Raw genomic sequence first — 19,964 nt, 5'->3', positions numbered from 1 at the left:
GGGCCCGCCGCGCCCGGCGGCCGCCCGGACCCGCCCGGGCGCGGCGACGTCCCGCCCGCGCCCGCCGTGACCGCCGTCGGCGATCCCATGCAGTCCATCTACGGCTGGCGCGGCGCCTCGGCCGCCAACCTGCCCCGCTTCGCCACCGACTTCCCCCGCGCCCCCGGCGTTCCCGCGCCGATCCTGCCGCTGCTCACCAGCTGGCGGAACCCGCCCGAGGCGCTGGCCCTGGCCAACCTCGTCGCCGACCCGCTGCGCGAGCGCGCGAGGGCCGCGGGCGGGGCGACGGTCGACGCCCTGCGCGCCAAGCCGGCGGCCGAACCCGGCGTCGTCGAGCTGGCCCTCACCGACACCGTCGCCGGGGAACGGGAGTGGATCGCCGAGCGGATCGCCGCCGAATGGCGGGCCGCCCGCGCGGCGGAACGGCCGCCGCCCACCTCGGCGGTCCTGATCCGGCGCAACGGCGACGCCGCGCCGATCGCGGAAGCCCTGCGCGCGCAAGGACTCCCGGTGGAGATCGTCGGGCTCGGCGGCCTGCTGGCCACCCCCGAGGTCGCCGACGTGGTCGCCACCCTGCGCCTCATCGCCGAACCGGGCACCGGGTCGGCGGCCGTCCGGATCCTCACCGGCGCGCGCTGGCGGCTCGGCGTCGCCGACCTGGCCGCGCTGGCCCGCCGCGCCCGCCAGCTGTCCATCGGCCGCTCCCCCGAGGAGACCGGCGCGGCGATCACCGACGCCGCGGCCCTGTCGGCCGCGCTGCGCGAGGTCGCGCCCGAGCCTGCCGAGAAGGCGGGTCTGGCCGACGCCCTGGCCGACCCCGGCCCGCCGGAGAACTATTCGGAACCCGGCTACCGGCGCATCCTGGCGCTGGCCGAGGAACTCGCGGCCCTGCGCGAGCGCAGCGGCCAGCCCCTGGCCGAACTCGTCGCCGACGTCGAACGCACCATCGGCGTCGGGGTGGAGTCCCAGGCCCGGCGCGCGGTGGCGGGCGCGGGCGCGGGCCGCGAGCACCTGGACGCCTTCGCCGAGGTCGTCGCCGGGTACGCCGACGGGCACCACGCCTCCCTCGGCGGCCTGCTCGCCTTCCTCACCGCCGCCGAATCCGTCGAGGACGGCCTCGAACCCGGCGAGGTCGAGGTCGCCCGTGACCGGGTCCAGGTGCTGACCGTGCACGCCGCCAAGGGCCTGGAATGGGAGGTGGTCGCGGTCCCGCACGTCACCGACAAGGTGTTTCCCTCGGAGACGGCGATGAGCACCTGGCAGGGCGCCCTGGCCGAACTGCCCACCACCCTGCGCGGTGACCGGGCCCAGCCCGACGCCACCGAGGGCGTGCCCGTCCTCGACCTGAGCGAGGTCGGCGACCGTGCCGACCTGCAGCGCGCCCTCGACACCAACCGGGCCGCCCTGCGCGGCCGCCGCCTCGACGAGGAACGCAGGCTGTTCTACGTCGCGCTCACCCGCACCGAACGGGTCCTGCTCGTCTCGGGCCACCACTGGGCCGAGACCGGCACCAAACCCAAGGGGCCCTCGGCGTTCCTGCTCGAACTGAAGGAAGCGAGCGAGGATCCGGGCAGTCCCGCCCACGGGGCCGCGGTCGTCGCCCGCTGGGACGAACCGCCCGCCCCCGACGCGGTCAACCCGTTCGCCGACGACCCGGCCACCGCCCGCTGGCCCCGCGACCCGCTCGGCGCCCGGCGCGACCCGATCGAGGCGGGCGCCGCCCTGGTGCGCGAGGCGCTCGACGAACTCCGCGCCGGCGCGGGCGAACCCGACGATGCGGCGGACCCCGACGGGTGGGCCGAGGACGTCGACGCCCTGCTCGCCGAGTTCACCGAGGCCAAGGCCGCCGACCAGCGCGTCGAGTTGCCGGGCCAGCTCCCGGCGACCGCGCTCGTCGAGCTGCGCGCCGACCCGACGCGCCTGGCCGCGCGCCTGCGCAGGCCGCTGCCCTACCCGCCGAACCCGATGGCCCGGCGCGGCACCGCCTTCCACGCCTGGGTGCAGACCTGGTTCGGCGCCGACCAGCTCCTCGGCCTCGACCAGCTCCCCGGCGCCGCCGACAACGCGGGCCGCGCCGACCGCGAACTGGCCGCCATGCAGGACGCCTTCCAGCGGTCCCCGTGGGCGCAGCGCACCCCCGTCGACGTCGAGGTGCCGTTCGAGACCAGCATCGCGGGCACCGTGATCCGCGGCCGGATGGACGCGGTGTTCGCCGAACCCGGCGACCGCTGGATCGTCGTCGACTGGAAGACCGGCGCCGAACCCGGCCCCGCCGACGAGCCCGCGGTGGCCGTGCAGCTGGCCGTCTACCGGCTCGCCTGGGCCCGGCTCATGGCCGCGCGGACCGGGCAGAGCGAGGCGCGGATGCTCGAACGGGTCGGCGCCGCATTCCATTACGTGCGGTCCGGGCGCACCATCGCCCCCTCGGTGCTGGCCGGACCCGAGGAACTGGCCCGCTTGATCCGCGAAGCCGCGCCCGAGAACGGGTAGGCTCGCGCACTGTGCCGGAACCAGAACAGACCGCCGTGACGAGCCACCGGGGGGCGGGTGGAACCGATGTTCGGTGACGCCACGAGCAAACCGGTCGGGCTGGGCAGCAGCCCCGACTACGCGCTGGTCGGTCTGCTGCGCATCCCGGCGGTGCAGTCCAGTCCGTGGATCTCGCTGGCCCGGCGCGTGCTGTTCGCCATCGCGCTGCTGTTCGCCGCCGCGCTGGTCGTCTACCTGGGCCGCGACGGCTACCGCGACAACTCCGGTGACGAGCTGTCGTTCCTCGACGCCTTCTACTACTCGACGGTCTCGCTGTCGACCACCGGCTACGGCGACATCGCGCCCATCACGCCCGAGGCGCGCCTGGCCAATATCGTCATCATCACCCCCCTGCGCATCCTGTTCCTGATCGTGCTGGTCGGCACCACCCTCAGCGTGCTCACCGAACGGTCACGGCAGGCGTTCAAGATTCAGCGATGGAGGCACAGCGTGCGGAATCACACCGTGGTCGTCGGCTACGGCACGAAGGGACGGACCGCGATCGACGCCATGCTGGGTGACGGTGTGCAGCGCTCGGACATCGTGGTCGTCGACACCGACGCCAACGCGCTGGAGGCGGCGGCCAACGCGGGCCTGGTCACCGTGCACGGTTCGGCCACCAAGTCCGATGTGCTCCGGCTGACCGGCGTGCAGCGCGCGGCCTCGGTCGTCGTCGCCGCCAACCGCGACGACACCGCCGTGCTGGTGACGCTGACCGCCCGCGAGCTGAACAAGACCGCCAAGATCGTCGTCGCCATCCGCGAGGCCGAGAACACCCACCTGCTGCGCCAGTCCGGCGCCGACTCGGTGGTGGTCTCCTCCGAGACCGCGGGCAGGCTGCTCGGCATCGCCACCACGACCCCGACGGTCGTGGAGATGATGGAGGACCTGCTCACCCCCGAGCACGGTTTCGCCGTCGCCGAACGGGAGGTGGAGCCGGGCGAGGTGGGCGGTTCGCCGCGCCACCTGTCCGACATCGTGCTCGGCGTCGTGCGCGGCGGCGACCTGATCCGGGTCGGGGAACCGCAGGTCGACGCGCTCGAGGCCTCGGACAAGCTGCTCTACATCCGGCGGACCGGGAAATAGCGGTTCGCCCCGCGGCGGCCGGGGGCGCTAGTCTTCGAACGTGTCGTTCCGGCTGAATGCTGTTCCGTTGCTGTCGCGTTCCACCGTCGACCGTGCCGAGGCCGTGCGCCTCGACCCCGGCGCCCTGCGGGAGGGCTGGGGGAAGGCCAGGCTGCTGCGGGTCGACGCCCGGGGTCGGGTGCGCTTCGCCGAGACCGGCGTGGTGTTCGACACCGCGATCTCGCTCGGAGAGGAACCCGATCCGTCGGCGATCTTCCTCGGCGTCGCCGACGAGGTGCACCTGTGGGCGGTCCGCGATCCCTCGCTCGAGGGCGAGCTGCGCGACCTGCGCAGCCTCGGCGCCGTCGACGACTTCACCGCCGACCTGCTCGCCACCGCGTACGCCCTGCTGAACTGGCACGACAAGGCCGGTTTCCACGGCGTGGACGGCACGACGACGACCCCGTCGCGCGGCGGCTGGTCGCGGCTCTCGGCCGACGGCGTCGAGGAGTTCCCCCGCATCGACCCGGCCGTCATCTGCCTGATCCACGACGGCGCCGACCGGGTCCTGCTGGCCCGTCAGCAGGCCTGGCCGGAGCGGATGTTCTCGCTGCTGGCCGGTTTCGTCGAGGCGGGGGAGTCCCTCGAGCACTGCGTGGAACGCGAGGTGCGCGAGGAGGTCGGCGTCGACGTGCGCGAGATCGAGTACCTGGGCAGTCAGCCGTGGCCGTTCCCGCGCTCGCTGATGGTCGGCTTCGCCGCGGTCGGGGACCCGGAGCAGGAACTGGTCTTCGCCGACGGCGAGATCGCCGAGGCGCACTGGTTCACCCGCGACGAGGTGCGGGCGGCCCTGCACGCGGGCGACTGGGCGGCGGCGCAGCGCAGCGAGTCGCGCCTGCTGGTGCCGGGCTCGATCTCGATCGCCAGGACCATCATCGAATCCTGGGTCGGCTGAGCGCCGCCGCCGGGCTCAGGCCTGTGCGGCCAGGGCCTGCTTGACCTGCGCCAGCGACGGGTTGGTCGCGGTCGAGCCGTCGCGGTACTTCACCGTCGGCACCACGTGGTTGCCGTTGTTGACGGAGCCGACGAACTCGGCGGAGGCGGGGTCTTCCTCGATGTCGATGACCGTATAGGTGATGCCCGCCTCGTCGAGCTGGGTCTTGAGGCGGCGGCAGTAGCCGCACCAGGTGGTCGAGTACATCGTCAGGTCAGGGGTCGCATCAGTCACGGTGGATGCAACGCCGGGATCGCGCGCGATGTTCCGCGACGCGGTGCCCCGGGTTGTCGGCGGGCGCTGTCATGATGGTGCGCGTGCCAGTACTCGATCTCGCCGCCCTCGATCCGGAGCAGGCCGCCGCGGTGCGGGCACCGAGGGGCCCGGTCTGCGTCCTGGCCGGCGCGGGCACCGGCAAGACCCGCACCATCACCCATCGCATCGCGCACCTGGTGTCGGGGGGACACGTCAAGGCCGACCAGGTCCTCGCCGTCACCTTCACCGCCCGGGCCGCGGGCGAGATGCGCAACCGGTTGCGCGCGCTCGGCCTCGGCGGCGAGGCGGGCCAGGTGCAGGCCCGGACCTTCCACGCCGCCGCGCTGCGGCAACTGCGCTACTTCTGGCCCCAGGTCGTCGGCGACGTGCCCTGGCAGCTCGTCGACAGCAAGTTCCCGCTCGTCGCCCAGGCCGCCCAGCGCGCGGGCCTCGGCACCGCCACCGAGACCATCCGCGATCTGCTCTCGGAGATCGAGTGGGCCAAGGCCTCGCTGATCGCCCCCGAGGACTATCCGGTCGCCGCCGCCCGCCTGCAGCGCCAGGCGCCGTTCGATCCCGCGCGGGTCGCCCAGGTGTATTCCGGCTACGAGACGCTCAAGACCTCCCCGGACGGCCTGCTGCTCGACTTCGACGACCTGCTGCTGCACACCGCCGCCGCGCTGGAGGACTTCCCCGCGGTGGCCGACGAGTTCCGCGGGCGCTATCGCAGCTTCGTCGTCGACGAATATCAGGACGTCACCCCGCTGCAGCAGCGGGTGCTCGACGCCTGGCTCGGCGACCGCGACGACGTCACCGTCGTGGGCGACGCCAACCAGACGATCTACTCCTTCACCGGCGCCAAGCCGGACTACCTGCTGGACTTCTCGCGCCGCTTCCCCGACGCCACCGTGGTGCGCCTGGAACGTGACTACCGCTCGACCCCGCAGGTGGTGTCGCTGGCCAACCGGGTCATCGGCGCGGCGCGGGGCCGTATCGCGGGCACCCGCCTGCAGCTGATCGGGCAGCGCCCCGACGGTCCGGAACCGGAGTTCGCCGAGCATCCCGACGTGCCCGCCGAGGCGGCCGCGGTCGCGGGGCGGATCAAGAAGCTCCTCGCCGCGGGCACCCCGGCCGCCGAGATCGCGGTGCTCTACCGGATCAACGCCCAGTCCGAGCCCTACGAGCAGGCGCTCAACGCGCGTGGCATCCCGTTCCAGGTGCGCGGCGGCGAGGGCTTCTTCCAGCGCCAGGAGGTCCGCCAGGCGGTGCACGCGCTGCGGCAGGCCGACGCCCGCGACGACCTGCCCGACGAGGCCCGCTCCGGCGCCGAGCTCATCACCCTGGTGCGCGCCGCCCTCGCCCCGGTCGGGCTGACCGCCGAGGAGCCCGCGGGCGCCCAGGCCCGCGAGCGCTGGTCCTCGCTGCTGGCGCTGGTGCAGCTCACCGAGGAACTGGTCGGCCAGGACGACGACATGGACCTCACCGGTCTGCTGCGCGAGCTCGCCGCCCGCGCGGAGGCCAAGCATCCGCCGACGGTCGAGGGCGTCACCCTGGCGTCGCTGCACGCGGCCAAGGGCCTCGAGTGGGACGCGGTGTTCCTGGTCGGTGTGACCGACGGCACGCTGCCGATCCTGCACGTCCTCGGCGACGGCGGCGCGGTGGCCGATCAGGCCGGCCTCGAGGAGGAACGCCGCCTGCTCTACGTCGGCGTCACCCGGGCCCGCGAATACCTGAGCCTGTCGTGGGCGCTGTCGCGAACTCCCGGCGGCCGCCGCGCCCGGCGCCGCTCCCGCTTCCTCAACGGGCTGGTGCCCGACACCTCGCCCGCCTCCCGCATCGCCACCGCGGCCACCGGGCCCACCGATCCCTCGGGCACCCGGCCGCTGTGCCGGGTGTGCGCCAAACCGCTGATCGGCACCTACGCCACCATGCTCGGCCGGTGCAGGCGCTGCCCGGGCGAGCCCGACCCGCAACTGCTGGAGGCGCTGCGCGAGTGGCGGGCGGAGAAGGCCGAGGCGCTGCGGGTGCGCGAGTTCGTCGTGTTCACCGACACCACCCTCACCGCGATCGCCGAGCAACTGCCCGCCGACGACGCCGCCCTGGCCGCGATCGCGGGCATCGGGGCCAAGAAGATCGAAACCTACGGCGCCGACGTGCTCGCGATCGTCGCTTCCCGCCTGCGATCCTCGGCACAAAACCGCAGGTAGAAAATAGGTTGTGAGGTTCTTCGCCATCTCCTATGGTGGAGAGCACGCACCGGGAGTGATTTCGGTGCGCCCAAGAATTCAGCAACGACGGCACGAACACGGAAGGGAGGCGAGACCAATGGCAAGCAATTACGGCATCAGCATCTGCGCTGTCGCTGCACCGCAGCTGTTGTCGGCCTCCCGGGGGGTCCTCGCTCTGCAGGGGACCGGTCTGTCCGGCGTCGAGATTCAGGGTTCGCGGCGGCGCCACGCGCTGCTGACGGTCCCTGCCGCGATGCAGGACAAGCCCAATGGCGGCTGGCGTCCGGTGGCTGAGACCACCGGTGCCGAAAACCCGGGGGGATTCCCGGTTTTCGACACCCACGCACTCCGCGTCCACCCAGCGAACGTGATCAGAACTCGACACACCTGTCGAACTAGGTAGGGAACTCTCCCGGACCTTCTGGCCACGGATCGCACGAGAAGCGAAACCGTGGCCATTGTTTTCGGCCCCTCGGCCGTAGGCAGCGGTTTCGCCCACAGAACGAAACGAATCGCTGCACACGAGCTGAAGGAGAACGACGTGTTCACCGCCCAGGACTGGCCGAGCGCCACTACTGACGTGACATGCCGCACCACGGTCGCCCCGACTCCGCGGGCCCGGGAGATCACCAAGGTCCTGCCCTGCCGGGCGGGTAACCCCGACCTGTGGTTCGCCGAGAGCCCGCGCGAGCTGGAGGAGGCCAAGGCGCTGTGCGCCGCGTGCCCGATCCGCTCCCGCTGTCTCGACGCGGCCATCGATCGGCGCGAGCCGTGGGGTGTCTGGGGCGGTGAGATCTTCGACCAGGGTGTCGTGATCGCCCGCAAGCGCCCCCGTGGCCGCCCGCGCAAGGTCGCGATCCCGGCATGAATCCGGGAAAGGGCCTGTACCGCAAGCGAACCGCTCACCGTGCGACGGTGGGCGGTTCGTTTGTCTTCGGGGGGATTCCGCGCGCGGGCGCGCCGCGGGGATCAGCGGTTCAGGACGCCGAGCGTTCCTCACGGAAGCCCGGCACCCAGTCGCGCGCCAGTCGCAGGAAGGACAGCTCCGCGTCGAGCTGGGCGAGGATGCCCACCGACCCGCCGAGCACCCGGAAGATCATGACGTACTGCGCCGGCAGCTGCATGGACCGTGCGGTCTTCATCTCCGGGCTGGAGAACTCCGAGGCCTTGCCTGCCACCCGCTGCATCCACGAGCGGGTGAAGTGGAAGGTCTCGGACCGGATGGGATCGCTGAACGGGCGCAGGTAGGCGGCGATCTCCTCGTGCGTCAGCGTGCGGCCGGGGATGACCCAACCGTGCTCGTGCAGCAGCTCGGTGAGCGCCGCGTAGTCCTCCTCGACCGCGAGGAACAGGATCCGGCCCAGTTCCTCCGGGAACCCGTCGGGCAGCGGCGCGCAGGCGCCGAAGTCGAGCACGGCGAGCTTGCCGTCGGGCCGGATGAGGAAATTGCCGGGGTGGGGATCGCTGTGGAGCAGGTGGGCCCGCTCGGGCGAGGAGAAGTGGAAGACACCCAGCTGTTCGGCGACCCGGTCGCGCTGGGCGCGGGTGCCCTCCGGATCCCGGGCGCCCTCGGCGATGAGCGCGGAAACCGGTGTGCCGTCGAGCCATTCGGTGACGATCACCTTCGGCGCACCCGCCACCACGCGCGGCACCACGATGTCGGGATGCCCCTCGAAGGCGGCGGCGAAGGCGCGCTGGTTGGCGGCCTCGATGCGGTAGTCGAGTTCTTCCTCGGTGCGCTCGGTGATCTCGGCCAGCATCGGCTTGACGTCGGCGCCGGGGACCATCGAGGCGAACATCGAGCTCATCCGCGACAGCGTCTTCAGATCCGAGCGCAGGGCCTCGTCGGCGCCGGGGTACTGGACCTTCACCGCGACCGGGCGCCCGTCGGACCAGACCGCGCGGTGCACCTGGCCGATGCTCGCCGAGGCGGCCGGGGTGTCGTCGAAGGAGCGGAACCGCTCCCGCCACCGGGTGCCCAGCTGCTCGTCGAGGACCCGGTGCACCGTGGCCGCGGGCATGGGCGGGGCGGAGGCCTGCAGCTTGGTCAGCGCCTCGCGGTAGTGCTCGCCGAACTCCTCGGGGACCGCGGCCTCGAACACGCTCAGCGCCTGCCCGAACTTCATCGCGCCGCCCTTGAGCTCGCCCAGCACGGCGAAGAGCTGCTCGGCGGCCTTCTGGTTGAGCTGGGCGTTGATCTGCTGCTTGTCGCCGCCGACGAGCTTCTTCCCGAAGCCGACGGCGGCGCGGCCCGCGATGCCGAGCGGGATCCTGGCGAGCTTGGCATTGCGGGCGGAGGTGCGGCGCACGATCTCGGACACGTCACCATCATGGCCGAAGCCCGCCCGACCGTGCCAGGAGATCATCGACACCGTCCGCGCGCGACTCCGGCGGCGGCGGTGTCCTCGCTGGTCAGGGTGCGGCAGCCGCAGTCGGGGTGCGGCGGCCACGGACGCCGCCGGACCTCGTGGGTGTCCAGATCGAGCTCGAGGGTGGCGTCGAGGATGTCGAGGGGGCGCGGCCGGCAGGCCACGATCGCCTCGAGTTCGGTGAGCGCGAGGGCGGCGGTGGCGGCGATCCCGGCCGGAGAGGCGTGGCCGACCCGGTTCTGCAACTGCGCCGCCAGATGCGGCCAGTCGGCGTCGAGCCCGGCGCGCAGCAGGTCGGCGCAGCGCAGGCAGCTGGTCCGGCCGGGCAGGACGAGCGGGCCGACCACCCCGACGCCGTCGCGCACGCGCACGGGCAGATGCGGAATCCGGCGCAGCACCAGCGCGACCGAGAGCCGGGGGTCGACCATGAGGGTGTCGGTGAGCACCATGAGGTCGCAGGCAGGCGGCGCCGCGTCCGGGCGCACGTCCCTGGTCCGGCCCGGGCGCAGGCCCGCCGTGCGCAGGCCGGTGGACACCGCGTCGGCCAGCGGCCCGGTGCCGTGCACCACGATCTCGCGGACCCGTCCCTCGGGCCGGTGCGGCACGAGCAGCAGCCCGGCTCCGTCGATGAGTGCCAGCAGCGCCTCGGTGTCGCCGGGGGAGATGCCGAGTTCGCCCGCCTGCCAGACGATCTGGGGCCGGGAGTGCAGCCCGTCGAGCAGCTGGAGGAAGGCCAGCACCGTGGCGGTGTCGAGCACCGTGGTCTCGAGCAGCAGCGCGCGTTCGGGGTCCCAGCCCAGTTGCACCGTCCCCGAGGGACGCACGAGACGGGTCACCCGGGGGTTGAGCATCGGTCCGCGCAGCGGGGTGATGGTGGTCATGGCTGGAAGTATGCGAACCCGCCGAGGTCGGCCGCGGCCCGCAACGGCGGGTTGTCCACAGGGATGAGCACTGTGCACAACCGGGACGGACGGCGCACACGGCGAGGTGGGAGCGGCTTTCGGCGCGGGCGGGGACAACGGCCGAGGGCCCGGCACAAGATCATCTGTGCCGGGCCCTCGCCGAGGAGCGGAGGTCAGTCCTCGTCGTCGTCGTTCTTGCGTGCCGCCTCGTCGCGCTCGCGCGCCTCGGTCTCGGCCAGCTGTGCGAGGGGGTCGTCGAAAGCCCCGGTGCCGCCGCCGATCACGGTGTCGATGAAGCCGGCCGGGGAGTCCAGGTCCGCGGAGTCGGGCAGCAGGTCCGGGTGGGCCCACACCCCGTCGCGCTTCTCCATGCCCGCGTCGGTGGTCAGCCGGCGCCACAGGGCCGCGGCCTCGCGCACCTTGCGCGGGCGCAGCTCGAGGCCGACCAGGGTGGCGAAGGTCTGCTCGGCCGGACCGCCCGTCGCCCGGCGGCGGCGCAGCGTCTCCGACAGGGCGCCCGCGCCGGGCAGCCGGTCGCCGGTCGCGTCGGACACCACCACGTCGACCCAGCCCTCGATCAGGGCGAGCAGGGTCTCGAGGCGTTCGAGCGCCATCTTCTGCTCGGGGGTGGTCTGCGGTTCGAAGGTGCCCTGCGAGAGCAGCTCCTCGAGCTTGGACGGGTCCGCCAGCGCCATCGGGTCGATGCCCTGGGCGGCTTCCTCGATCGCGGAGAAGTCCATCCGGATGCCGCGCGCGTAGTCCTCGACCGCGCCGAGCACCTGCTGGCGCAGCCACGGCACGTGCGCGAAGAGCCGCTGGTGGGCGGCCTCGCGGGCGGCCAGGAAGACCAGGATCTCGCTCTCGGGCTGCTCCAGGCCCTCGCTGAACGCCGAGATCGCGGTCGGCAGCAGCGCGGCGGTACCCGCCGGGCCGAGCGGGAGCCCGATGTCGGTGGAGGTCAGGACCTCCTTGGCCAGCTGCCCGAGGGCCTGGCCCAGCTGCGAGCCGAACGCCAGCCCGCCCATCTGGCCGAGCATGCCGACCATCGGGCCCGCGAACTGCTTGGCCTCCTCGGGCAGCTGCGCGGTCCACATCCCCGAGATCTGCTCGGCGACCGGGTCGCAGAGCCGCTTCCAGGTCGGCAGCGTCTCCTCGATCCAGTCGTTCGGGGTCCACGCGACGGTCCGGGTGGCGCCCGCGGGCAGGACCGTCGCGCCGTCGAGCCACAGCTCGGCCAGGTGCGCGGAATCGGTCACCGCCTTGGTCGTGCTCGCGGTGACCGGCGCCACCGTCGATCCGAGTTGCTGGCGGGCCAGGCGTTTGGCCACGTCGTAGTTGACCGGCCCCGACCCGGCGGCGCCGGGCGCCATGCCCTGGCCCATGCCGCTGATCATCTGGCCCAGCTGGGTCAGCATCTGACCCAGCTGCGAAGGATCGAATCCGCCCGCACCGCCGGCGGCGAAGCCGAACGGATCGTTCGCTCCGGCGCCGCCTGCCTCGTCGCGCCGCTTGCCGGACTCGTCGTCGTCGCGGTTCGAGAAGCCGAAGGGGAGATCGCTCATACCCTCAACGTTACGCGGGCACCCCCGGGGTCTTGTGTTCGCGCGTCGCGAAATCGCCGACCACGCCGCGGCGCCGAATCCGTGCCACTGCCGATGTCGGCGGGCCCCCGACATTAGGGTGGGCCGAGTGAATCGTCGGATCCTCACCCTGATCGCCGCCCTGGTTCCGGTGCTCGTGCTCGGCGTGGTCGGCAGCGTGGTCACCGTGCCGTTCGTCGCACTCGGCCCCGGACCCACCTTCGACACGCTCGGGGAGGTCGACGGCAAGCAGGTGGTCGACGTCACCGGCGCCCCCCTCGATCCGACGACCGGACACCTCAACATGACCACCGTCTCCGTGCGCGACGGGCTCAACCTCTTCGAGGCGTTCGGTTTCTGGGCCAGCGGCGAGCACGGCCTCGTCCCGCGCGCGGAGGTCTACCCGCCGGGCGTGTCGCGCGAAGAGGTCGACAACTCCAACAAGCAGGACTTCAAGGATTCCGAGGCCAACGCCGAGATCGCCGCCCTGCACTTCCTGAAGATGCCCACCGTCGTGCTGGTCCGCGCGGTCGGCGACGACGGCCCGGCCAAGGGCGTGCTCGAACCCGGTGACGAGCTCATCGCCATCGACGGGACCCCGGTCACCGACCCGGCCAAGGTGGTGGAGATCGTCTCCACGAAGGCGCCCGGCACGGTGATCACCGTCGCGTTCCGGCGCGGCTCCGAGGACCGGACCGCGCAGATCACCCTGGCCGCCCGGCCGGACGACGCCGGCAAGGGCTACCTGGGCATGTCGCCCACCGAGGGCGCGCGGCCGCCGCTGGAGGTGGAGTTCAACCTCGCCGACATCGGCGGCCCGTCGGCGGGCCTGATGTTCAGCCTGGCGCTGATCGACAAGCTCTCGCCCGGTGAGCTCAACGGCGGGCGGTTCGTCGCGGGCACCGGCACCATCGACGAGACGGGCAAGGTCGGTCCCATCGGTGGCATCCAGTACAAGATGATGGCCGCCCGCGACGCCGGCGCCGAGACGTTCCTCGTGCCCGCCGACAACTGCGCCGAGGCGAGCAGGCGCGTGCCCGACGGGCTGCGCCTGGTCAAGGTGGAGAACCTCGACGGCGCGGTCCGCTCGCTCGACGACATCAACGCGGGCCGCGAGCCCGTGTCCTGCGGCTGACCTAGTCGGCCAGCGTGTGGTGCAGGGCCTCGACCAGTCCGGACGCCAGATTCGGGTAGGTGCGCAGGTCCAGGTCGCCGAAGTCGTCGGCGTCGTCCTCGGGGCGGATCTGCAGCAGGGCCAGTGACTCGCCGCTGCGCAGCGCGCCCGCGATGAGCCGGGCGTCGCGGCGGCCCGGATGCGCGTGGGCGGCGGCGCGCCCGGCCGCGTCGGCGGCGTCGGCGTCGGCCAGCAGGGGGACCAGCGCCTCGTCGAGGTCGGTCTCCGCGTCCGGCGGCAGCACGACGATCTCCTGGACCAGCACGCAGCCGTGCACCGTCTCCGGCCAGGTGGTGGTGGCCAGGAACTCGTCCAGCGCCATCGACCCCCCGGTGATGTCGTCCGGGAACGCCTCCTGGGCGATGGGGGTCAGTTCGCTGCCGTCCTCGAGCTGGTCGAGCAGCGTCGGCTCGGCCGCGACGAGGTCGGCGGTCGGCACGAGGGCGAACATCTGCGGCGGGTTCCCCCAACCCTCCGCGTCGGCGAACTCGATCACCTCGCGCACACAGCGGGCGAGGACGACTTCGGCATGCTGGTCATCGGTCACACGCCCATCCAATCAAATTCGGCCCTGGCACCTGAGCGGTGTCCGATTTCCGTAGAGTGGGCCGGAGACGGTCCGGCGACGGACCACACCGCACACATCGGACCCTGGAGAGTGGCATCGTGGGCATGCGGCCCCCCACCGGCTTACCTTCGTTGTCCCGGCGCAGCCGGGTGCTGCTGGTGACGGCAGTCGTCCTGGCAGTCCTGCTGCTGCTCGGGCCACGGCTGACCGACACCTACACCAACTGGTTGTGGTTCGGCGAAGTCGGTTATCGCAGCGTGTATCTGGGTGTCCTGCGCACCCGGCTGATCCTGTTCGTGGTCGTGGCGGCCTTCGTCGGGCTCGTGGTGTGGCTGGCGCTGCTGCTGGCCTACCGGTCGCGCCCGGTGTTCGTGCCCCAGGCCGGGCCGAACGACCCCATCGCGCGCTACCGCGCCACGGTGCAGTCGCGGCTCAAGCTGTTCGGCATCGGCATCCCGGTGCTGCTCGGGCTGCTCTCGGGCCTGGTCGCGCAGTCCAACTGGACGACGGTGCAGCTGTTCCTGCACGGCGGCGACTTCGGCCAGACCGACCCGCAGTTCCACCTCGACGTGGGCTTCTACGCCTTCGACCTGCCGTTCTACCGCATGGTGCTGAACTGGCTGTTCGTCGCGGTGGTCATCGCGTTCTTCGCCAGCCTGGTCACCCACTACGTCTTCGGCGGGCTGCGCCTGTCCGGCCGCGAGGGCACGCTGACCCGCTCGGCGCGCGTGCAGCTGGCCGTGCTGGCCGGAATCTTCGTGCTGCTCAAGGCGATCGCGTACTGGTTCGACCGCTATGACCTGCTGTCGAGCACGCGCAAGGAGCCCACGTTCGGCGGCGGCTCGTTCACCGACATCAACGCCGTGTTGCCCGCCAAGCTGATCCTGATGGCGATCGCGGTCATCTGCGCCATCGCCTTCTTCGCGGGCATCGTGCTGCGGGACCTGCGGGTGCCCGCGATGGCGGCGGCGCTGCTCGTGCTGTCGTCGATCCTGGTCGGGGCGGTCTGGCCGATGGTGGTCGAGCAGTTCTCCGTGCGGCCCAACGCCGCCGACAAGGAGAGCGAGTACATCGAGCGCAACATCCAGGCGACCCGGCAGGCGTACGGGATCACCGACGACAAGGTCGAGTACAAGGCGTACAAGGGCGAGAGCAGCCGCAACCCGCAGGAGGTGCCCGTCGACGCGGCCACCATCGGCAACGCGCGCCTGCTCGACCCGAACATCCTCTCGCCCACGTTCACCCAGCTGCGTCAGCTGAAGAACTTCTACGGCTTCCCCGAGTCGCTGGACATCGACCGCTACACCCTCAACGGCGAGGTCCAGGACTACATCGTGGCGGCCCGCGAACTGCACCCGCAGGCGCTGTCGGGCAACCAGCTCGACTGGATCAACAAGCACACGGTCTACACCCACGGCAACGGCTTCGTCGCCGCCCCGGCCAACCGGGTCAACAAGCCGCAGTCCGACGTGCCCAACGCCGCGGGCGGCAGCGACTCCGGCTACCCGATCTTCATGGTCTCCGATCTGTCCTCGGACCCGGACAAGCAGCAGATCAAGGTCGACCAGCCGCGCATCTACTTCGGCGAGATGATCGCCCAGTCCGATCCGGACTACGCGATCGTCGGCGGCGTCCAGGGCCAGCCCGCTCGCGAGTACGACCGCGACGACGCCCAGTACACCTACGCGGGCAGCGGCGGCGTGCCGATCGGCAACTGGTTCAACCGGCTGGCCTTCGCGGCCAAGTACGCCGAGCGCAACATCCTGTTCTCCTCGGCCATCGGTGACGATTCGCGCATCCTGTTCAACCGCGGCCCGCGCGATCGGGTGCAGAAGGTCGCCCCCTGGCTGACCACCGACGGCAACGCCTACCCGGCCGTGGTCGACAAGCGGATCGTCTGGATCGTCGACGCCTACACCACCCTCGACAAGTACCCCTACGCCCAGCGGACCTCCCTGGACGGCGCGGTCGAGGACAGCATCGACAAGAAGACCGGCCGCCTGCTGCCCCGCAAGGAGGTCAGCTACATCCGCAACTCGGTCAAGGCCACCGTCGACGCCTACGACGGCACGGTGACCCTCTACGAGACCGACCCGAGCGACCCGGTCCTGCAGGCCTGGCGAGGGGTGTTCCCGAACGCGGTGAAGTCGCAGAGCGAGATCTCCCCGGAGCTGCGCTCGCACTTCCGCTACCCCGAGGACCTGTTCAAGGTTCAGCGGGAGATGCTGACGAAGTACCACGTGGACAACCCGCGCGAGTTCTTCACCAACAACGCGTTCTGGTCGGTGCCCAGCGATCCCACCATCGAGGGCGGCAACTTCAACCAGCCGCCGTACTACATGCTGCTGGGTGACCAGAAGACCGGCAAACCGGTGTTCAACCTGACCTCGGCGATGGTCGGCTACAACCGGCAGTACCTGTCGGCCTACATCTCGGTGAAGTCCGATCCGGAGGAGTACGGCAAGTTCACCGTGCTGCAGCTCCCGGTCGACACCCAGACCCAGGGCCCGCAGCAGGTACAGAACTCCATGACCACCGCCGACGCGGTGTCACGGGAGAAGACGCTGCTGTCCAACTCCAACAAGATCCGCTACGGCAACCTGCTCACCCTGCCGGTGGCCGACGGCGGCATCCTCTACGTGGAGCCGTTCTACAACGAACGCAACACCGGCCCGAACTCCTCGACCTTCCCGCAGCTGCTGCGCGTGCTGGTCAGTTATCGCGACGCCGGTGGCAGCGTGAAGGTCGGTTACGCGGCGACCCTGGCCGAGGCGCTCAACCAGGTGCTCCCTGGTTCGGGCGCGCTGGCGACACCGTTCGGCGGCGACCCGGCCGTTCGCCCGAAACCGGGGACGGCCCCGCCGGTGGACCAGGGCACCACCCAGCCCGTTCCGGGGACGACCCCGCAGCCGGGGACGACCACCCCGCCCTCGGGTTCGGCCAAGGACGTCGCCGCCGCGGAGCTCAACCGCAAGATCGACGCGGCCCGCGCGGCGATGCGCGGCGGCAACTTCGCCGACCTGGGCAAGGCGCTCGAGGAACTGGACGCCGCGGCCAAGGCGTACCAGGACGCCAACCGCTGATCGCGCGAAAACGAGGACCCCGCCACCGTCACGGTGGCGGGGTCCTCGTTCGTGAAGGGGGACCTCCGGGTCAGCGGCCGATCTGGTCGAGCAGCGGCACGAGCTGCTTGTACTGATCGGTGAGGCCGTGCTGGTCGGCCAGGCCGGCGAAGGTGGTCTTGGCGAGCTCGACGGCCGCGTCGACCGAGGCCGGGGCCTCGGCGGGGAGTTCGACCGGCAGGTCGACGGCCGGCTCCTCGACGGGGGCCGGGATGGGCTCGGGCTCGGAGACGCCCGCGCGCAGGTACTGACCGCAGTGCGGCCAGGCGCCGACGCCCTGGCTGGCGAGCACGTTCTCCGCGACGCGGATCTGCTCTTCCTTGGAGGCGTTGTGGGCCGAGCCCTGGCCGCCGTTGGCCGCCCAGGTGCTCTGCGAGAACTGCAGGCCGCCGTAGTAGCCGTTGCCGGTGTTGATGGCCCAGTTGCCACCGCTCTCGCACTGGGCGACGCCGTCCCAGTCGTGGGCGGCGGCGGAGGCGGTGCCGGTGGAGAGTGCGAACGGAGCGGCAACCAGGGCGCCGGTCATGGCCGCGAGGCCGAGGGCGCGGGTGGTGCGGGACTTCCGGTTCTCAGTCATGTGTATTCCCTCCCTGCGTCCGCCGCGCGGCGTCGTGCTCTGCCGTGCCCCTGTCCCCAGGTCGTCGGGGATCCACGCACCGCGGGACAGGGTCGCCGGTGTTCGACGGTGCGCGTTCGTGCCCATCACTGGTTGATCCGGGCCGTGGAAGAGACGGTAACCAGAATCCGCGCGATGATCACGTCTTGATAACGCGGGAATTGCGTGAACGGAATAGATGTCTTTTCGATGTTTACCCAGGAAACGCCGGGGTATCGGGCGCATTCCCATCGGCCTGTTATCTACACGTTATGTGTGTGAGATCACCGCGAAATAGTGACGCCCGTCACTCGGAATGCGTGCCGCGGGGTGGGTGTACGCCGCGCGGCGGGTGCGCGGGTCGGCCGGAGTGTGCAATGTCGTGAGGTGGGTCACATTTGTCGGCGACCCCCGGTTTCATGATCGACTCCAGGCTCCGCATTCCGGCCGGAATCTCCGCTCTGACCTGGCGATTTGGCATCCGGGTGCACTCGTGTGTAATGTTGTGTTCACCGACGCGGGGTGGAGCAGCTCGGTAGCTCGCTGGGCTCATAACCCAGAGGTCGCAGGTTCAAATCCTGTCCCCGCTACTACGAAAGACCCGGATCCCTCAGGATCCGGGTCTTTCGCTTTTCCGGGACGATCCCGCCGGTCAGCGGTGCGGGATCACCGCGGCCGGGCCGTCAGGCGTCGAGGTCGCTCGCGACCATCTCGGCGATCTTCGCCAGCACGGCGTCGTCCTCGCTGGCGACCACGACGGGGTCGCCCGCCGCGGCGCCGAGGGTCATGATCATCAGCGCCGACCCCGCGTCGACCGGGTCGCCGTCGACCAGCGACAGGGTGACCGGGACGCCCGCGGCCGCGACGGCCTCCGCGATCAGGGCGGCCGGGCGGGCGTGCAGGCCGACCGAGGAACCGACGGTGACGGTGGTGCTTGCCATGATGTTTCTCCTTGTTCGAGAGGGTTTTACGCGGGGACGAGGGCGGAGTCGGGGGCGGCGTCCTTCCTGCGGAAGAGCTCCTTGGCGAGGGTCACGCAGACCGCGGCCACGAGGGTGCCCGCCGCGAGCGAGACCAGGAACCAGCCGATGCCGCCGATAGCGAAGAAGACGAAGATGCCGCCGTGCGGGGCGCTGAGGGTGACATCGGTGGCCATGATCAGCCCGCCGGTGACCGCGCCGCCCAGCATCATCGACGGCAGCACCCGCAGGGGATCGGCCGCGGCGAAGGGGATGGCGCCCTCGGAGATGAACGAGGCGCCGAGCAGCCAGGCGGCCTTGCCGTTCTCCCGTTCGGCCTCGGTGTAGAGCCCGGGCCGGACCAGGGTCGACAGCGCCATGGCCAGCGGCGGCACCATGCCCGCGGCCATCACCGCGGCCATGATCCGCAGCGAGGCCGGGTCGTTCACGTTGAGCCCGGCGACCGCGAAGGCGTAGGCGGCCTTGTTCACCGGACCGCCGAGGTCGAAGCACATCATGATCCCGAGGATGATGCCGAGCGCGATCGCCGAGCTGCCGGTGAGCCCGTTGAGCCACTCGGTGAGGCCGGAAGTGACCGCGGCCAGCGGCTTGCCCAGCAGGACGAACATCACCACGCCGACGACCATCGAGGCGAACAGCGGGATCACCACGACGGGCATGAGCCCGCGCGCCCACCGCGGCACCCCGAGTTTGCCGATCCAGAGGGCAGCGAAGCCGGCGATCAGCCCGCCGACCAGGCCGCCGAGGAACCCGGCACCGACGAACACCGCGATCGCGCCCGCGGTGAAACCCGGTGCGAGGCCGGGCCGGTCGGCGATGGCGAAGGCGATGTAGCCGGCCAGCGCGGGTACGAGGAAGCCGAACGCCAGGGAACCGATCTGGAACAGCACGGCGCCGAGGTAGGTGGCCAGGCCGCCGTCCGGCAGATCGTCGAGCGAGTTGTCCAGGACGATCGTCTTGGCGTTGTCGGCGATCTCGTAGCCGCCGAGCAGGAAGCTCAGCGCGATGAGCAGGCCGCCCGCCGCGACGAACGGGATCATGTAACTGACGCCGGTCAGCAGGATCTGCCGCAGGCGGGTACCCCAGCCCAGCCCCCCGGCCGTCTCGGCCGCGGGCGCCCCGCCGTCACCGCTCACCCGGGCCGCGCCCGGATCCCGCGCGGCGGCCATGGCCTCGGCGAGCATGGTGTCGGGTTCGTTGATCGCGCGTTTGACCCCCGATTCGAGCACCGGCTTCCCCGCGAACCGGCCCCTGCCCTTGACCCCGACGTCGGTCGCGAAGATGACGGCGTCCGCGGCGGCGATCGTCGCCGGGTCGAGCGTCGTTCCGCCACTGGAACCCTGGGTCTCCACCCGCACCCGCACACCGGCGCGTTCGCCTGCCAGCCGCAGCGAGTCGGCGGCCATGTACGTGTGCGCGATCCCGGTCGGGCACGCGGTGACCGCGACGATCAGGGGCTCCTCCGCGCCGGACGGCGCCGAATCACCCCCCTCGCCAACGGTGTTCCCGGCCCCGGCCCGGTCGGCGCGGCTCGCCGTGTCCGCGTGCGCATCGCGCGGTGCCGGCTCGGGTCCGGCGTCGCCGCCGGCACCGGAATCCGTTC

Annotated in this window: 15 protein-coding genes and 1 tRNA gene; 8 read left to right on the top strand and 8 right to left on the bottom strand. The window is 71.7% G+C overall.

Features of this window, described 5'->3' with window-relative positions; translation table 11 throughout:
• From ON36_RS20660 to nudC, 3 genes are all read left to right on the top strand, one after another.
• A partial coding sequence (locus ON36_RS20660; RefSeq protein WP_052314185.1) for a 3'-5' exonuclease occupies positions 1-2,490 on the top strand: 2,490 nt, incomplete at its 5' end.
• Between the two features lie 66 nt (positions 2,491-2,556).
• Positions 2,557-3,615, top strand: a complete 1,059-nt coding sequence (locus tag ON36_RS20655) for a potassium channel family protein (RefSeq protein ID WP_052314187.1) — start codon at positions 2,557-2,559, stop codon at positions 3,613-3,615.
• A 40-nt stretch (positions 3,616-3,655) separates the two neighbouring features.
• Complete coding sequence (gene nudC / locus ON36_RS20650; RefSeq protein WP_043656131.1) at positions 3,656-4,549, top strand: NAD(+) diphosphatase; 894 nt, start codon at positions 3,656-3,658, stop codon at positions 4,547-4,549.
• 15 nt (positions 4,550-4,564) lie between these two features.
• Here the strand turns inward: nudC and ON36_RS20645 are convergent, their stop codons facing one another.
• A complete protein-coding gene (locus tag ON36_RS20645; RefSeq protein WP_043656129.1) occupies positions 4,565-4,795 on the bottom strand; it encodes a mycoredoxin in 231 nt (76 codons plus the stop codon).
• Positions 4,796-4,893: 98 nt separating this feature from the next.
• On the opposite strand from ON36_RS20645, the gene ON36_RS20640 reads away from it, so the two are divergent.
• Both ON36_RS20640 and ON36_RS20635 read left to right on the top strand, forming a co-directional pair.
• Positions 4,894-7,050 carry an ATP-dependent DNA helicase UvrD2 gene (locus ON36_RS20640; protein ID WP_052314184.1) on the top strand — a complete coding sequence of 719 codons (2,157 nt, stop codon included), beginning with the start codon at positions 4,894-4,896 and terminating at the stop codon, positions 7,048-7,050.
• A gap of 601 nt (positions 7,051-7,651) precedes the next feature.
• Positions 7,652-7,939, top strand: coding sequence for a WhiB family transcriptional regulator (locus ON36_RS20635; protein ID WP_052314186.1), 288 nt, complete (start codon positions 7,652-7,654; stop codon positions 7,937-7,939).
• A gap of 109 nt (positions 7,940-8,048) precedes the next feature.
• Here the strand turns inward: ON36_RS20635 and ON36_RS20630 are convergent, their stop codons facing one another.
• The 3 genes from ON36_RS20630 to ON36_RS20620 form a co-directional block, all read right to left on the bottom strand.
• Positions 8,049-9,437: an ABC1 kinase family protein gene (locus ON36_RS20630; protein ID WP_083885274.1), complete on the bottom strand. Its 1,389-nt coding sequence runs from the start codon at positions 9,435-9,437 to the stop codon at positions 8,049-8,051.
• The gene (locus tag ON36_RS20625) at positions 9,434-10,321 is read right to left on the bottom strand and encodes a TOMM precursor leader peptide-binding protein (protein WP_052314183.1); all 888 of its coding nucleotides are present in this window, start codon (positions 10,319-10,321) and stop codon (positions 9,434-9,436) included. Before ON36_RS20625 ends, ON36_RS20630 begins: the two co-directional genes overlap by 4 nt.
• 194 nt (positions 10,322-10,515) lie before the next feature.
• Positions 10,516-11,904 carry a zinc-dependent metalloprotease gene (locus ON36_RS20620; protein WP_043656124.1) on the bottom strand — a complete coding sequence of 463 codons (1,389 nt, stop codon included), beginning with the start codon at positions 11,902-11,904 and terminating at the stop codon, positions 10,516-10,518.
• Between the two features lie 127 nt (positions 11,905-12,031).
• Between ON36_RS20620 and ON36_RS20615 the strand changes: the two genes are divergently transcribed.
• A complete protein-coding gene (locus tag ON36_RS20615) occupies positions 12,032-13,057 on the top strand; it encodes a YlbL family protein (RefSeq protein ID WP_083885273.1) in 1,026 nt (341 codons plus the stop codon).
• Position 13,058: 1 nt separating this feature from the next.
• Here the strand turns inward: ON36_RS20615 and ON36_RS20610 are convergent, their stop codons facing one another.
• Positions 13,059-13,643, bottom strand: coding sequence for a PPA1309 family protein (locus tag ON36_RS20610; protein ID WP_043656119.1), 585 nt, complete (start codon positions 13,641-13,643; stop codon positions 13,059-13,061).
• A 119-nt stretch (positions 13,644-13,762) separates the two neighbouring features.
• Between ON36_RS20610 and ON36_RS20605 the strand changes: the two genes are divergently transcribed.
• Entirely contained in the window at positions 13,763-16,747 is a 2,985-nt protein-coding gene (locus ON36_RS20605; protein ID WP_043656116.1) for a UPF0182 family protein, read from the top strand.
• A gap of 70 nt (positions 16,748-16,817) precedes the next feature.
• Here ON36_RS20605 and ON36_RS20600 read toward each other — a convergent pair whose 3' ends face one another.
• The gene (locus ON36_RS20600; protein WP_043656113.1) at positions 16,818-17,363 is read right to left on the bottom strand and encodes a transglycosylase family protein; all 546 of its coding nucleotides are present in this window, start codon (positions 17,361-17,363) and stop codon (positions 16,818-16,820) included.
• 534 nt (positions 17,364-17,897) lie between these two features.
• Between ON36_RS20600 and ON36_RS20595 the strand changes: the two genes are divergently transcribed.
• Positions 17,898-17,971, top strand: a tRNA-Met gene (locus ON36_RS20595).
• 93 nt (positions 17,972-18,064) lie between these two features.
• Here ON36_RS20595 and ON36_RS20590 read toward each other — a convergent pair.
• Both ON36_RS20590 and ON36_RS20585 read right to left on the bottom strand, forming a co-directional pair.
• Positions 18,065-18,322, bottom strand: a complete 258-nt coding sequence (locus ON36_RS20590) for an HPr family phosphocarrier protein (RefSeq protein WP_043656110.1) — start codon at positions 18,320-18,322, stop codon at positions 18,065-18,067.
• Between the two features lie 26 nt (positions 18,323-18,348).
• Positions 18,349-19,964: PTS fructose transporter subunit IIC (locus tag ON36_RS20585; protein WP_052314182.1), on the bottom strand; the 1,616-nt coding region annotated here is incomplete at its 5' end.

It is taken from the genome of Nocardia thailandica NBRC 100428, from assembly GCF_000308795.1.
Lineage (GTDB): Bacteria > Actinomycetota > Actinomycetes > Mycobacteriales > Mycobacteriaceae > Nocardia > Nocardia thailandica.
This window is presented reverse-complemented; position numbering and strand designations above follow the sequence as displayed.

Excerpts from the sequence above, each read along its gene's own strand:
- ON36_RS20655 (WP_052314187.1), top strand. The coding sequence starts at position 2,557 with ATGTTCGGTGACGCCACGAGCAAACCGGTCGGGCTGGGCAGCAGCCCC.
- ON36_RS20645 (WP_043656129.1), bottom strand. The coding sequence starts at position 4,795 with ATGTACTCGACCACCTGGTGCGGCTACTGCCGCCGCCTCAAGACCCAG.
- ON36_RS20640 (WP_052314184.1), top strand. The coding sequence starts at position 4,894 with ATGATGGTGCGCGTGCCAGTACTCGATCTCGCCGCCCTCGATCCGGAG.
- ON36_RS20630 (WP_083885274.1), bottom strand. The coding sequence starts at position 9,437 with ATGATCTCCTGGCACGGTCGGGCGGGCTTCGGCCATGATGGTGACGTG.
- ON36_RS20625 (WP_052314183.1), bottom strand. The coding sequence starts at position 10,321 with ATGACCACCATCACCCCGCTGCGCGGACCGATGCTCAACCCCCGGGTG.
- ON36_RS20620 (WP_043656124.1), bottom strand. The coding sequence starts at position 11,904 with ATGAGCGATCTCCCCTTCGGCTTCTCGAACCGCGACGACGACGAGTCC.
- ON36_RS20600 (WP_043656113.1), bottom strand. The coding sequence starts at position 17,363 with ATGACTGAGAACCGGAAGTCCCGCACCACCCGCGCCCTCGGCCTCGCG.
- ON36_RS20590 (WP_043656110.1), bottom strand. The coding sequence starts at position 18,322 with ATGGCAAGCACCACCGTCACCGTCGGTTCCTCGGTCGGCCTGCACGCC.